This is a genomic window from Sphingomonas sp. (assembly GCF_040398505.1).
Taxonomy (GTDB): domain Bacteria; phylum Pseudomonadota; class Alphaproteobacteria; order Sphingomonadales; family Sphingomonadaceae; genus Sphingomonas.
Genome location: NZ_JBBATX010000006.1, coordinates 1 through 13,345, shown reverse-complemented (window position 1 = coordinate 13,345; position 13,345 = coordinate 1). Strand labels below are relative to the sequence as shown.

The window sequence follows — 13,345 nt, the reverse complement described above, 5'->3', positions numbered from 1 at the left end:
CGACCCGTTCGAAATGGCCGGTCGTGAAATCCTCGACCAGCAACGCGACGATCCGGTCGGCGACCACCGACGGTTCCTTGACCGAATTGGGGTCCTCGCCGGGATAGGCCTTATGCCGCATCGCCGTCCGCGTCGCGCCGGGGTCGATGATCGCAGTGCGGACCTTGCTGATCTGCTCCATTTCGTCGCCATAGGCGGCGAGCAGCGTCTCGAACGCCGCCTTGGAGGCCCCGTACATCCCCCAATAGGCGCGCGGATTGCGGGCGACGCTGGAGGTCAGGCCGATCACGCGACCGTGCGCCGATTTGCGCAGCATCGGATCGAACGCGGCAATCATGGCTGCTTGCGCGCTGACATTGAGCGTCAGGATTTGCGCCATTTCCTTCGGATCGATCGCCGGAACCGCCCCAAGCTGCCCCAGCATGGCGGCGTTGAGCACGAGAATGTCGAGCGCCGGCCAACGCTCGCCGATCGCGGTGCCGAGCCGCGCGATGCTGTCGGCTTCGGTCAGGTTGAGCGGCGCGATCGTCGCCGATCCGCCCGCATCGAAGATCGCGTTCTCAACGTCCTCAAGCCCCTTCGCGGTACGCGCGGTCAGCACGACATGCGCGCCGGCTGCTGCCAGCGCCAGCGCGGTTGCGGCGCCGATGCCCCGGCTGGCACCGGTGACGAGCGCAATCTGGTTGGCGAGGGGTTTGTCGGTCATTCCGCTAGGCTCCATCTTGAAGCCCCTCCGCTTCAGTGGAGGGGTTGGGGGTGGGGCCTTGCCTCAAACGCAGCCTTGGACTCGCGGACAGGCCCCGCCCCAACCCCGCCCCTGAAGGGGAGGGGTACTGTCTGTCAAATCACCCGCTCTGCCAGCAAGGCGAATTGATCGACCGACGATACGTCGTCCTGGTCGGTCAGCGTTGTGGGGTAATCACCGGTGAAGCAAGCGTCGCAATGGCTTGGACGGATCGCGTTGCGCTGTGGATCGCCGAGCGCCTTGTAGAGGCCATCGATCGACACGAAGGCAAGGCTGTCGGCCTTGATATAGGCGGCCATTTCCTCGAGATTTTTGGTCGCGGCGAGCAGCTTGGCGCGCTCGGGTGTGTCGACGCCGTAGAAGCACGAATGCGCCGTCGGTGGACTGGCGATGCGCATGTGCACTTCTGCCGCACCGGCTTCGCGCATCATTTCGACGATCTTGAGGCTGGTGGTGCCGCGCACGATCGAATCGTCGATCAGCACGACGCGCTTGCCCGCGATCAGCGCACGATTGGCGTTGTGCTTCAGCTTGACCCCAAGGTGACGGACCTTGTCGCTCGGCTGGATGAAGGTGCGTCCGACATAATGCGAGCGGATGATGCCGAGCTCGAACGGGATGCCCGATTGCTGCGCATAGCCGAGTGCGGCCGGTGTGCCCGAATCGGGAACCGGGATGACGAGATCGGCCTCGACCGGGCTTTCAATCGCGAGCTGCGCGCCGATTGCCTTGCGCACGGTGTAGACGCTGCGGTCCTCGGAGATCGAATCGGGGCGCGAGAAATAGACATATTCGAAGATGCACGGGCGCGGCGCTTGCGGCGCGAACGGGCGGTGCGAGGTGATCTCGGTGCCCTTGACCATCACCAATTCGCCCGGATCGATCGAGCGGACGAAGGTCGCGCCAACGACGTCGAGCGCCACGGTTTCGGAGGCGAAGATCACCGCGCCTTCGCTGCCCGGCGTATCGAGCCGACCCATTACGAGCGGACGAATACCGAGCGGATCGCGGCACGCGATCATTCCCTCAGGCGTCATCACGATCAGCGAATAGGCGCCTTCGACGCGTTTGAGCGCATCGATGAACTTGTCGACCACGGTGCGGTAATTCGAGGTGGCGACGAGGTGGATGATCGTCTCGGTATCGCTGGTCGACTGAAAGATCGACCCGCGCCGCACGAGATCGCGCCGCAGCCGCATCGCGTTCGACAGATTGCCGTTATGCGCGATCGCAAAGCCGCCCGAAGCGAGATCGGCATAAAGCGGCTGGACGTTGCGGAGCGCGGTCTCCCCGGCCGTCGAATAGCGTACGTGCCCGCACGCCACGGTGCCGCGCAACGGGACCATCACATCTTCGCGGTCGAAGTTGCCGGCAACGTGGCCCATTGCGCGGTGGGTGTGGAATTCGGCACCGTCGAAGCTGGTGATGCCAGCCGCCTCCTGCCCGCGATGCTGCAACGCGTGCAGCCCGAGGGCCACGAGTCGCGCGGCATCGGTCGCACCGGAAATTCCGAAAATACCGCACTCTTCGTGCAGTGTGTCGTCTTCGTGGGGGTTCGTGGTCAGCATGACGCCCTTCAAGGGGGGGAGTAGAGCTTCGAGGAGGCATATAGGGGTGTGGGTCGGGTTTGTCGCGCTTTTGTCACACGCGCGCGGTCGATTGGTCGCATTAGTGATTTCGGGTGCAATTGCAGAGGCTTGTATCGGACGATGATCGGCGTCTGCAAGGCTTGTCACCCGCAATGTTGGTTAAGACGCGCTGATCGGGGCGGTGTGGGCATTGCGGTGAGACGATTCGCAAGCGTCAGCCGGGGTGACGTGCGCATGGGAAGGGCGCTATGCCCGTCTTATGGCTGACTCCCGCGAAACCACACTCGACCTTGCTCCAAAGTATGACGCTGCGGGGCTCATCACCGCCGTGGCGAGCGATCGCAGCACCGGCGAGCTCCTGATGCTCGCGCATATGAACGCCGAGGCGCTCAAGCGCACGGTCGAGACGGGCGAGGCGCATTTCTGGTCGCGCAGTCGCGCGGCGTTGTGGAAGAAGGGTGAGACGTCGGGCAACATCTTGCGCGTGACCGATATTCGGATCGATTGCGATCAGGATGCAGTATGGCTGATCGTCGATCCGGTCGGCCCCGCCTGCCACACCGGCGCGCGCAGTTGCTTCTATCGCCGGATCGAGGGCGATCGGTTGGCCGTGGTCGCGTGAAACGCACCGCGCTTTTGGCCGTGCTGATGCTGGCGGCCTGCCATCGCAGCGATCCTAAGGCTCCGGCTGCCACTGCGACACCGCAAGGGTTGGAGACCGCAGCGATCCAGGCGGGCGTTATTCCCGATCCCGCCAATACCGATATCACCGGGCTCTACGCCCGCGAGAGCGATCGGATCTGCATCGTGCCGAACGCGACGGCCTATCGCATCGGGGTTTTCGTCGATTATGATGAGCAGCAGAATTGTGGCGGCGCCGGTACCGTCACGCGTGTCGGCGAAACGCTCCATGTCACGCTCGACCGGGGCGGCGCGGCTAGCGACTGCAGTTTCGAAGCGCGCTTCGAGGGCGACCGGATCGTCTTTCCGGCACGATTGCCAGACGCTTGCCAGAAGGTCTGCGTCGGACGGGCCTCGGTCGCGGCACTGGATGTCGTTCGACTCAGCGAGTCGGTTTCGGAGGCGTCGACGCTGCGCGATGGCAAGGGTCGGTTGCTGTGCGCGGGCGGTTGACGCGCTTGACGTTGACGTAAGGGGCACTTAGACACGCTGTCATGTCCAGCAGCGCCGCTTACGCCGTGATCGATTTGCATCCGGACCGCGATCACTTCTCGATTTCGGACCTGTCCGCCGAATTCGGCGTCACCGCACGCGCGCTACGTTTCTATGAAGACGAAGGGCTGATCGGCCCTGAGCGCCGGGGTACGGCGCGGATCTATTCGCAACGCGATCGCGCACGGCTGGCGTGGATTTTGCGCGGCAAGCGCGTCGGCTTCAGCCTTGGCGAAATTCGCGAGATGATCGACCTGTACGACATTGGCGATGGTCGCCAGGTGCAGAAAGCGACCACGATCGCGCGGTGCCGCGACCGCATGACGCTGCTCCAGTCACAAAAACACGATATCGATGCGGCGATCGAAGAGCTCGCCGATTTCGTCACCCTGCTTGAAACCAATGGCGCGCAAGGGCGCCTGAAGGACTGAATTCCCCCCTTCCAAGGACTAATCATGCCAAAATATACCCCCCCGATCCGCGACACGCGCTTCATTCTCGATCATGTCATCGGCCTGCAAAGCCATGCCAATCTCCCCGGTTTCGCCAATGCGACACCCGATGTGGTCGATGCCGTGCTCGACGAAGGTGGCAAGTTCGTCGCCGAAGTGCTGTTCCCGCTCAACTATTCGGGCGATCAGGAAGGCTGCACGCGGCACTCCGACGGATCGGTAACGACGCCGGCCGGGTTCAAGAAAGCCTATCAAGCCTATGTCGAATCGGGCTGGGGCACGCTGTCCGCGCCCGAGGAGTTTGGCGGGCAGGCGATGCCGCACGTCGTCTCGACCGCGTTTCTCGAATATATGAGCTCGGGCAACATGGCGTTCGCGATGTATCCGGGGCTGACTCACGGCGCGACCGCGGCGTTGCTGGCCAAGGGATCAGACGACCAAAAGGCGAAGTACGTCCCCAACATGGTCAGCGGCAAATGGGGCGGCACGATGAACTTGACCGAGCCGCAGTGCGGCACCGATCTCGGCCTGATCCGGACCCGCGCCGAGCCACAGGCGGATGGCTCCTGGGCGATCACCGGCACCAAGATTTTCATCTCGTCGGGCGAGCATGATCTGACCGAGAACATCATCCACCTCGTGCTGGCGAAGACGCCGGGCGCGCCGGAAAGCTCGAAGGGGATTTCGCTGTTCGTCGTGGCCAAGGTGCTCGTCAATGACGATGGGTCGCTGGGCGCCCGCAATGCCGTCTCGTGCGGATCGATCGAACACAAGATGGGCATTCACGCCAATTCGACGTGTGTGATGAACTATGATGGCGCGACCGGCTGGCTCGTCGGCGATGAGATGAAGGGCCTCGCCGCGATGTTCATCATGATGAACGCCGCGCGTCTGGGTGTCGGCTTGCAAGGGCTGGGCGTGGCCGAAGTCGCGTATCAGAACGCGGTGCATTATGCCGGCGACCGTCGTCAGGGTCGCGCGCTCACCGGGGTTAAGGAGCCGAACGAGAAGGCTGACACGCTGTTCGTCCATCCCGATGTGCGCCGGATGCTGATGGAGGCCAAGGCGCTGACCGAGGGACTCCGCGCGCTCTGCCTGTGGGGTGCGCTCCAGGCCGATCTCGAACATGCCGCGCCGAGCGAAGAGGAGCGGCAACTCGCGGGCGACTTGCTCGGCCTGCTGACCCCGGTGATCAAGGGCTATGGCACCGACAAGGGCTATGACATCGCGACCAATGCGCAGCAGGTCTATGGCGGTCACGGCTACATCGCCGAATGGGGCATGGAGCAATATGTCCGCGATGCGCGGATCGCGATGATCTATGAAGGCACCAACGGCGTGCAGGCGATGGATCTGGTCGGGCGCAAGCTCGCGCAGAATGGCGGTCGCGCGGTGCAGGCGCTGTTCAAGGTCGTCGCCGATGATGTCGCGGCCGCCAAGGCCAACCCTGCCACCGCCGATTTCGCGGCCGCGCTGGAAAAGGCCAACGGCGAATTGCAGCAAGCGACGGTCTGGTTCCTGCAGAACGGCATGAAGAACCCGGACAATGTCGGCGCGGGCGCGCACAGCTATATGCATCTGATGGGGATCGTCGCGCTCGGGCTGATGTGGCTGCGGATGGTGTCCGCCGCGGCCCGCATGCAAGAAGCGGGTGAGGGCGATCCGGCGTTCCTCGACGCCAAGCTGGTAACCGCGCGCTATTTCGCCGAGCGCGTCATGCCCGAGGCGGGCGCTTTGCGCCGCAAGATCGAAGCGGGTGCCGAGGCAATGATGGCACTGCCGCCGGAGATGTTCGAAGCGGCTTGAGCTTTCTCCCCTCCCTTCCAGGGAGGGGAGGACGTCAGCGCCCCTCGGCGATCAGCGTTGCCTTTGCGCTCGGTGCATCGGCTTTGCGCCGCACACCCGCGAGTTCGGGAACCGTTGCCACCGGCGGCGCGCGCACCGCACCCGGCAGCGCTTCCAGTCTGAAGCTCTCGGCGCTGCGCCCGGTCGGCACATAAATCTGCTGCTTCATACATTGCGACGGATCCGCGCGGCGGAACTCGGTGCAGTTCCACAGCGCCTTTTCGAAGCCGCTCGCGCGGTCGCGCAGATAACTGAACGCCATCGCCTGGATCTGCGCGGGCTGGAGCGGGAGGGCGGCAGGCGTCCGGGCCTTGTCGGCCCAGGCCATCACTTTGCAATACGGCTGATCGCCACAGGTGCGCGCCGCAAGTTGCGCGAAGCCTTCGGGAGAAATCCGCTTGGTGTCGAGCGTCAGCAGAAAGCTGTTCTCTTCGCTCGCCAGCGCGCTCGGTAGCGGCGTCGCCGCGGCGATCGGATCGATGTACAAATCCTCGTGCGTCGCGAGCGTGATCGCGCCCTTATGCGCATCGGAATAAGCAGCAAGCGCGGCGATCACGGGTTCGTCCGCCGATACGTGGCGGTTGAACGCGGGCGGCGTGCCCCACCAGCCGGTCCAGCGGAAAAACAGGTGTGTGTTGACCGCGGCGATCTTGTCGAGGCTCGACTGCCAATAGGGTACGACCCAGTCGGTATGGTAATGCGTCGCATAGCCGACGGGCTTGTCGACCGCCCCCGACAGCGCGGCGGTCGCGACCTGGCGCGCGCGCGCCCATTGCGCGTCGAGCCAGCGATGTCGCACCAGCGCATCATCGCAGGTGAAGGTGAACTGGCACCCGGTCGATCGCTCCGATCCCTGAAAAACGACTCCGCAAATCGTCTTGGGGAAAGCAGGGTGGCGCACCCGATTGATCACGACTTGCGCGACCGCGCGTTGTCCGGCGGGATCGTCGCCGGCTTCGTACAATACGGCGGCGGCCATGCAATCGACCGCGCGCGCGCGCTGGATGTCGTCGCCGGGGAAGTTGAACGGGCGGGCGGCGGGGTTGGGGCCGTCGACGAACGGTACGGACGCGTTGAAGGCGCGGGCGTCGGCGGGATCAAGATCCTGAAACGCGACCGGCTCGACCGGCGGAAGTTCGGCCTTCGACACGATCCGCTGCGCCACCGCGCGGGGCGGGCGGTGGCGTGCGACCGGCGGTGCCGTCAGCACGATCAGCGTCGGTGCGCCGACCGCCAGCGCGGCAATCGCCGCGACGACGCCGCGCACGACGCGACCGGGAGGAGCCTGCGGCGTGCGTTCCGGCAATGCGCGAGCGCGGGGGGACGGGGACAAAAACGGCTCCTGACCGGGGTGGCGAGCGCGTTTAGCGCAGTCGTCCCGAAAAGCGAAACGCGCTCAGGATTGTTCCGGCAGAGCCACCGCTTATTGTGGCCACATACCCGTCGCTTCGCACAGGTCCCATTGGTCGGCAGTCTTGATATGGCACACGCGATCGCCCGCCAGACACTGTTCGAACTTTGCGCGATATTGCCGATAGCACGTCTTCGGAGCCGGTGCCGACGCCATTGCCGGCACCAATTTTGGTGCCGTCGAGACCTTTGCCACTGCCGGCGCCACGCGCGGTGCCGCAGCTATTACGGGCGCAGCCGTCGGCGCGGTGCCGCCACGATGGCCGAAAACGACTGGCCATGCCTGGAGCAAAGCCAGCATGACGCTGACACAGATCATCGCGTTTCGCATAGCACCGGCCCCCCAACGGTCCCCCGACCGTTACGGTGCAAGATAGCGTCAAAATGGACTTAGCGCGACCTTAACTTTCAGGGAGGAAGTCGGGCACGGAAAGGTAGCGTTCCCCGGTATCGTAATTGAAGCCGAGGACGCGCACGCCCTGGGGCAGATCGGGCAGTTTCTGCTGGATCGCAGCGAGCGTCGCGCCCGAACTGATGCCGACGAGCATACCTTCTTCGGCGGCGGCACGGCGGGCCATATCCTTGGCGATGGCAGCATCGACCTTGATTGCTCCATCGATCGCCTGGGTATGCAGATTGGCGGGAACGAACCCCGCGCCGATGCCCTGAATCGGATGCGGCCCTGGTGCGCCACCGGAGATCACCGGCGAGGCTGCGGGTTCAACCGCATAGACCTTCAGGTTCGGCCATTCCTTCTTCAACGCCTCGGCAACGCCGGTGATATGGCCGCCGGTGCCGACGCCGGTGATGATCACGTCGATCGGCGAATCGCGGAAATCGTTGAGGATCTCGATCGCGGTCGTGCGGACATGCACGTCGATATTGGCCGGGTTCTCGAACTGCTGCGGCATCCACGCGCCCGGCGTCTGCTCGACGAGTTCGAGCGCGCGCTCGATCGCGCCCTTCATGCCCTTTTCGCGCGGCGTCAGATCAAAGGTCGCGCCATAAGCCAGCATCAGGCGGCGGCGCTCGAGGCTCATGCTCTCGGGCATGACGAGCACGAGTTTATAGCCCTTCACCGCCGCGACCATCGCCAGACCCACGCCGGTATTGCCGCTCGTCGGCTCGATGATCGTGGCGCCCGGCTGTAAATGCCCGTCGCGCTCGGCCGCCTCGATCATGGCGAGCGCAATGCGGTCCTTGATCGATCCGCCCGGGTTGGAGCGCTCCGACTTGATCCACACCTCGGCACCCGGAAACAGTTTCTGGATGCGGATGTGCGGGGTGTTGCCGATCGTGTCGAGGATGGTGTTAGCTTTCATGGCGTGGCCTCCAGGTCGAGTGTTTGGGCGTCCCGCCGGCTGACGGGTGGATCGAACGTCTTGGCATTTTTCAGGCTAGGGAAGAGATAGGTCCATAGGATCGCCACGACAATCGCCCCGCCGCCGCCGACCAGAACCGCGCCGACCGGACCGAGTGCCGCTGCAAGAAAGCCCGATTCGGCCTCGCCCAGCTCGTTCGAGGCCGAGATCGTGAGCTGCGACACTGCGCCGACTCGCCCACGCATCGCATCGGGCGTGTGCAGCTGGATGAGCGACGAGCGGATATAGACCGAGAACATGTCGGCCGCCCCCGCCACAACGAGCGCGCCGACGCCGATTGGAAAGGCATGAGCGGGCACGATCAAATGCGCGACGCCGAACACGATCGTCGCGCTGCCATAGACCAAAACAGCGACGAGCATACGCGGCCCGACATTGGTCTTCAGCGGTCGGATCGAGAACAGGATTGCGACGATCGATGCGCCGACGGCGGGCGCGGCGGCGAGCGTGCTTAAGCCCTGCGGACCGACCTTGAAAATGTCATGCGCGTAGATTGGCAATAACGCGGTGGTGCCCGCGAGAAATACCGCAAACAGATCGAGCGTGATGGCACCGAGGACGAGCTTGTTCTCGCCGACATAGGACAGGCCATCGGCGATCTGACGCAAGGGGTGCGCGGTCGAGCGCGGCGGTTGGGCCACCGGCGGGATCGTCATCAGACACAGCAATGCAGTGGCGAACAGCCCGACCGCCAACCAATACGCGCCCGATTGCGCTTGCGCATAGGCAAAGCCGCCGATTGCCGGACCGAGGATCGTGCCGACCTGCCACGAGATCGAGCTGAGCGCGATCGCCGTGGGCAGCACCTCGCGGGGGACGAGATTGGGGGCAAGCGCGCCGAAGGCCGGTCCAGCAAAGGCCCGCGCGATGCCGAGCAGCACCGCGACGGTGAAGAGGACCGGCAACGAGATCCAGCCCTGATGCGTCGCCAGCGCCAACAGCAGCGCGCAGAGCAATTGCAGAAACACCGTGATCCGCGTGATCCATCGGCGGTCGAAGCGGTCGGCGACCAGACCGGTGATCGGCGTCGTTACGAACAGCGGGACGAATTGCAGCAGCCCGATCAACCCGAGCTGCGCCGCGGCCCCGGCCGGCGACATCGTGGTGCGCGCGATCGTGTAGGTCTGCCATCCGATGACGATGATCATCGCATTCTGCGCGATCGTCATCGTGAAGCGCGCTGCCCAGTAAGAGCGGAAGCGCGCGATCCGTAAGGGGTGAGTGGAGTCTGCCATCTATCGGTGCCTTACGGCCATCGCCGCGCACGGAGCAATCATCGAAGTGCTTGGGTGGCGGAAACTTCTGCGATGCAACTTCTCGGCCCGGCGATGATTGATAAGCTGGACGCTTCGCGCCTATAGGCGGGGCTTCCTCCCCCGGATATGAGGTTCTCCCGACGTGGCAAAAGCCCCAGCCGTTAAATCCGAAGCCGCTCGAAAATCCCAGCCGCTCGCGCCGAATCGCGAGCGCCCCGACGAGCCGCAATCCTATGCCGCATCGAAAGACGAACTGCTCGAATTCTACAAGCAAATGCTGCTGATCCGGCGCTTCGAGGAGAAAGCCGGACAGTTGTATGGCCTCGGCCTGATCGGCGGGTTCTGCCATTTGTACATCGGGCAGGAAGCCGTCGCGGTCGGTCTGCAATCGGCGCTGACCGAAAAGGACAGCGTCATCACCGGTTACCGCGACCACGGTCATATGCTGTTGTGCGGGATCCCGCCGCAGGACGTGATGGCCGAGTTGACCGGCCGCGCCGCCGGGATTTCCAAGGGCAAGGGCGGCTCGATGCACATGTTCAGCGTCGCGCATAAATTCTATGGCGGGCACGGTATCGTCGGTGCTCAGGTGTCGCTCGGCACCGGCCTCGCCTTCAGCCACAAATATAGCGAGGATGGCGGGGTGTGCCTCGCCTATTTCGGCGATGGCGCGTCGAACCAAGGCCAGGTGTATGAAAGCTTCAACATGGCCGAGCTGTGGAAGCTGCCGATCATCTATGTGATCGAGAACAACCAATATGCGATGGGCACCAGCGTCAATCGCTCGTCGGCCGAGGACCAATTGTTCCGCCGTGGCGAAAGCTTCCGCATCCCCGGGATCCAGGTCGACGGTATGGACGTGCTGGCGTGTCGTGGTGCGGCCGAGGAAGCGCTCGCCTGGGTGCGTGCGGGCAAGGGGCCGATCATCCTCGAGATGAAGACCTATCGCTACCGCGGCCATTCGATGTCCGACCCGGCGAAATACCGTTCGCGCGATGAAGTGCAGGCGGTTCGCGACAAGTCCGACCCGATCGATCACGTCAAGAAGCTGCTCGATGCCGAGGGCGTGAAAGAGGACGAGCTCAAGAAGATCGAGCAGGAAATCCGCAAGATCGTGAACGAAGCCGCCGACTTTGCCGAGCAGACGCCCGAGCCGGACCCGGCGGAACTCTATACCGACGTGCTGGTGGAAACATACTGATGCCAATCGAAATCAAGATGCCCGCGCTTTCCCCGACGATGGAGGAGGGTACGCTCGCCAAATGGCTGGTCAAGGAAGGCGACGTCGTCAAATCGGGCGACATCCTGGCCGAGATCGAGACCGACAAGGCGACGATGGAATTCGAAGCGGTCGATGAGGGCACGATCGGCAAGATCCTGGTCGCCGAGGGGACCGATGCTGTGAAGGTCGGGACGGTGATCGCGACGCTCGATGTGGAAGGTGAGGAATCTTCTCCCCCTCTCCCATCGGGAGAGGGGCAAGCGCCGCAAGGCGCGCGGGGTGAGGGTGATGAACCGCAACCCAAGTCACCTTCACCCCCCGCCGCTAAAGCGGCTCCCCCCTCTCCCGCAGGGAGAGGGGAAGAAATTCCCCCCGGCACCGAAATGGTCAAGCTGACGCTGCGCGAGGCTTTGCGCGACGGTATGGCCGAGGAAATGCGGCGCGATCCGCGCGTGTTCGTGATGGGCGAGGAAGTCGCGCAATATCAGGGCGCGTATAAGGTCACGCAGGGGTTGCTCGACGAGTTTGGCGACAAGCGCGTCATCGACACGCCGATCACCGAATATGGCTTTGCCGGACTCGGCACGGGCGCGGCGATGGGGGGCTTGCGCCCGATCGTCGAGTTCATGACCTTCAACTTCGCGATGCAGGCGATCGATCATATCGTCAATTCGGCGGCGAAGACCAACTATATGTCGGGCGGCCAGATGCGCTGCCCGATCGTGTTCCGCGGCCCCAACGCCGCCGCCAGCCGCGTCGGGGCGCAGCATTCGCAGAATTATGCGCCGTGGTACGCCAGCGTCCCCGGCCTGATCGTGATCGCGCCGTATGACGCGGCGGATGCCAAGGGCTTGCTCAAGGCCGCGATCCGCACCGAAGATCCGGTCGTCTTCCTCGAAAACGAATTGCTCTACGGGCGCACGTTCGAGGTGCCGGTCGGCGATCATGTCCTGCCGATCGGCAAGGCACGGATCATGCGCGCGGGCAGCGACGTGACGATCGTCAGCTATTCGATCGGCGTGGGCTTGGCACTCGAGGCGGCCGAAAAACTGGCGGCCGAGGGGATCGACGTCGAAGTGCTCGACCTGCGCACGTTGCGCCCGCTCGATACCGCCACGGTGCTGGCGAGCCTCAAGAAGACCAATCGCCTGGTCGTCGCCGAAGAAGGCTGGCCGACGTGCTCAATCGCCTCGGAAATCCAGGCGATTTGCATGGAGCAAGGGTTTGACGATCTCGACGCGCCAGTGCTGCGCGTGACCAATGAGGATGTGCCGATGCCCTATGCGGCGAACCTCGAAAAACTGATGCTCGTCACCGCCGACAAGATTGTCGCGGCAGTGAAGCAGGTCGTGCACCGGGGCTGAGGTCTGCGACACCGCGGGCGCGTCCCGCGGTGTCGTGCCTTCAATTGGTGATATGGGCGTTCGATACGGCCGCGAGGAACAAGCGGTTGAGGGCGGACGATATGTCATCGTCTGTCGTCACCTTGTACATCAGCCCGGGCGTCGCGCACGCAGTGAGCGCCGGCTCGATTTGATAGAGATAGGGTACGACGTTGGACTGCGACCAGCTGTCGCCGTCCATCGAACTCTGCAGATATTCGGTATAAAGAATGGCGATCCGGATGCCGCGTGCCTTGACGATCGTACACCATGTCGGGTCGAACGCGATTTCAGGGCGACCCGTCGCGCGAGTTTCGTCTCGCATACCGTCGGTCACGATGAACAAAATCTCCTGAGGCTTGTCGCCTGCAACATTCGTCCCGTTGCCAGGAGTTGGCATCAAAAGATTGACGCGATTGAACGCGTCGCTCGCAGCCGTGTCTGTATCATTGTTGCAAAAGCTCGAAGTCGGGCAGCCGTTACTATAGTATAAGGACGTCGATGCGGCGCCTGCCGCCGTGCCGACAGCGGCGAGATTGGTAGTCAGCGACTGCAACGTCTTGAACCCGTTGTTGGCGCGCAAATCGGCAGCAGCAAAAGATACCAAAGCAGCGCGGTAAGCGGCTTTATTGTTAATGCCTGTACTCGTCGCAAGCGTCATCATGCTTGAGACAGCCGTTTTTGCTTCGTCCACCCGCAACGGGATGTTGAAGGATTTCGCCACGCCGTAATAATCCGTCAGCTTGTTCGACGCGTCGCGCGCAGTGGCGTCGTTGGTAGAATGGCAAGCAAAGGCGCACCCACCGGTCTTACTGCGCAATTGGGTGATGCCCGTCGATGTTGATGGAAAGGCCATCGATCCAGATGTGTCGAGCATGACGTAGAAATC

At 63.6% G+C, this 13,345-nt stretch carries 12 protein-coding genes and 1 pseudogene; 6 read left to right on the top strand and 7 right to left on the bottom strand.

Features of this window, described 5'->3' with window-relative positions; all coding sequences use genetic code 11:
• Positions 1 to 706: SDR family NAD(P)-dependent oxidoreductase (locus ABWP09_RS01665; RefSeq protein WP_353203430.1), on the bottom strand; the 706-nt coding region annotated here is incomplete at its 3' end.
• A gap of 134 nt (positions 707 to 840) precedes the next feature.
• The gene (gene purF / locus ABWP09_RS01660; protein WP_353203429.1) at positions 841 to 2,313 is read right to left on the bottom strand and encodes an amidophosphoribosyltransferase; all 1,473 of its coding nucleotides are present in this window, start codon (positions 2,311 to 2,313) and stop codon (positions 841 to 843) included.
• 280 nt (positions 2,314 to 2,593) lie between these two features.
• Here purF and hisI point away from each other — a divergent pair, with 280 nt between their 5' ends.
• From hisI to ABWP09_RS01640, 4 genes are read left to right on the top strand one after another with little or no spacing between them, the layout of a single operon-like run.
• On the top strand, positions 2,594 to 2,956 hold the full coding sequence (gene hisI, locus ABWP09_RS01655) for a phosphoribosyl-AMP cyclohydrolase (protein ID WP_353203428.1): 363 nt from the start codon (positions 2,594 to 2,596) through the stop codon (positions 2,954 to 2,956).
• Positions 2,953 to 3,468: a hypothetical protein gene (locus ABWP09_RS01650; RefSeq protein WP_353203427.1), complete on the top strand. Its 516-nt coding sequence runs from the start codon at positions 2,953 to 2,955 to the stop codon at positions 3,466 to 3,468. The genes hisI and ABWP09_RS01650 overlap by 4 nt, the downstream gene beginning before the upstream one ends.
• A 41-nt stretch (positions 3,469 to 3,509) precedes the next feature.
• On the top strand, positions 3,510 to 3,938 hold the full coding sequence (locus tag ABWP09_RS01645; protein WP_353203426.1) for a MerR family transcriptional regulator: 429 nt from the start codon (positions 3,510 to 3,512) through the stop codon (positions 3,936 to 3,938).
• Between the two features lie 24 nt (positions 3,939 to 3,962).
• On the top strand, positions 3,963 to 5,765 hold the full coding sequence (locus tag ABWP09_RS01640) for an acyl-CoA dehydrogenase C-terminal domain-containing protein (RefSeq protein WP_353203425.1): 1,803 nt from the start codon (positions 3,963 to 3,965) through the stop codon (positions 5,763 to 5,765).
• Positions 5,766 to 5,799: 34 nt separating this feature from the next.
• Here the strand turns inward: ABWP09_RS01640 and ABWP09_RS01635 are convergent, their stop codons facing one another.
• The 4 genes from ABWP09_RS01635 to ABWP09_RS01620 all read right to left on the bottom strand — a co-directional run bounded on the left by ABWP09_RS01635 (position 5,800) and on the right by ABWP09_RS01620 (position 9,831).
• The gene (locus tag ABWP09_RS01635; RefSeq protein WP_353203466.1) at positions 5,800 to 7,071 is read right to left on the bottom strand and encodes a cell wall hydrolase; all 1,272 of its coding nucleotides are present in this window, start codon (positions 7,069 to 7,071) and stop codon (positions 5,800 to 5,802) included.
• A gap of 156 nt (positions 7,072 to 7,227) precedes the next feature.
• On the bottom strand, positions 7,228 to 7,533 hold the full coding sequence (locus tag ABWP09_RS01630) for a hypothetical protein (RefSeq protein WP_353203424.1): 306 nt from the start codon (positions 7,531 to 7,533) through the stop codon (positions 7,228 to 7,230).
• A gap of 82 nt (positions 7,534 to 7,615) precedes the next feature.
• A complete protein-coding gene (gene cysK, locus ABWP09_RS01625) occupies positions 7,616 to 8,536 on the bottom strand; it encodes a cysteine synthase A (RefSeq protein ID WP_353203423.1) in 921 nt (306 codons plus the stop codon).
• Positions 8,533 to 9,831: an MFS transporter gene (locus ABWP09_RS01620; RefSeq protein ID WP_353203422.1), complete on the bottom strand. Its 1,299-nt coding sequence runs from the start codon at positions 9,829 to 9,831 to the stop codon at positions 8,533 to 8,535. The genes cysK and ABWP09_RS01620 overlap by 4 nt, the downstream gene beginning before the upstream one ends.
• 163 nt (positions 9,832 to 9,994) lie before the next feature.
• Here ABWP09_RS01620 and pdhA point away from each other — a divergent pair, with 163 nt between their 5' ends.
• Positions 9,995 to 11,053: a pyruvate dehydrogenase (acetyl-transferring) E1 component subunit alpha gene (gene pdhA / locus ABWP09_RS01615; RefSeq protein ID WP_353203421.1), complete on the top strand. Its 1,059-nt coding sequence runs from the start codon at positions 9,995 to 9,997 to the stop codon at positions 11,051 to 11,053.
• Positions 11,053 to 12,438, top strand: coding sequence for a pyruvate dehydrogenase complex E1 component subunit beta (locus tag ABWP09_RS01610; protein ID WP_353203420.1), 1,386 nt, complete (start codon positions 11,053 to 11,055; stop codon positions 12,436 to 12,438). Before pdhA ends, ABWP09_RS01610 begins: the two co-directional genes overlap by 1 nt.
• A 40-nt stretch (positions 12,439 to 12,478) precedes the next feature.
• Here ABWP09_RS01610 and ABWP09_RS01605 read toward each other — a convergent pair.
• Positions 12,479 to 13,345, bottom strand: a pseudogene (locus tag ABWP09_RS01605) (pilus assembly protein TadG-related protein); the annotation flags it as partial.

Excerpts from the sequence above, each read along its gene's own strand:
- purF (WP_353203429.1), bottom strand. The coding sequence starts at position 2,313 with ATGCTGACCACGAACCCCCACGAAGACGACACACTGCACGAAGAGTGC.
- hisI (WP_353203428.1), top strand. The coding sequence starts at position 2,594 with ATGGCTGACTCCCGCGAAACCACACTCGACCTTGCTCCAAAGTATGAC.
- ABWP09_RS01645 (WP_353203426.1), top strand. The coding sequence starts at position 3,510 with ATGTCCAGCAGCGCCGCTTACGCCGTGATCGATTTGCATCCGGACCGC.
- ABWP09_RS01640 (WP_353203425.1), top strand. The coding sequence starts at position 3,963 with ATGCCAAAATATACCCCCCCGATCCGCGACACGCGCTTCATTCTCGAT.
- ABWP09_RS01630 (WP_353203424.1), bottom strand. The coding sequence starts at position 7,533 with ATGATCTGTGTCAGCGTCATGCTGGCTTTGCTCCAGGCATGGCCAGTC.
- cysK (WP_353203423.1), bottom strand. The coding sequence starts at position 8,536 with ATGAAAGCTAACACCATCCTCGACACGATCGGCAACACCCCGCACATC.
- ABWP09_RS01620 (WP_353203422.1), bottom strand. The coding sequence starts at position 9,831 with ATGGCAGACTCCACTCACCCCTTACGGATCGCGCGCTTCCGCTCTTAC.
- ABWP09_RS01610 (WP_353203420.1), top strand. The coding sequence starts at position 11,053 with ATGCCAATCGAAATCAAGATGCCCGCGCTTTCCCCGACGATGGAGGAG.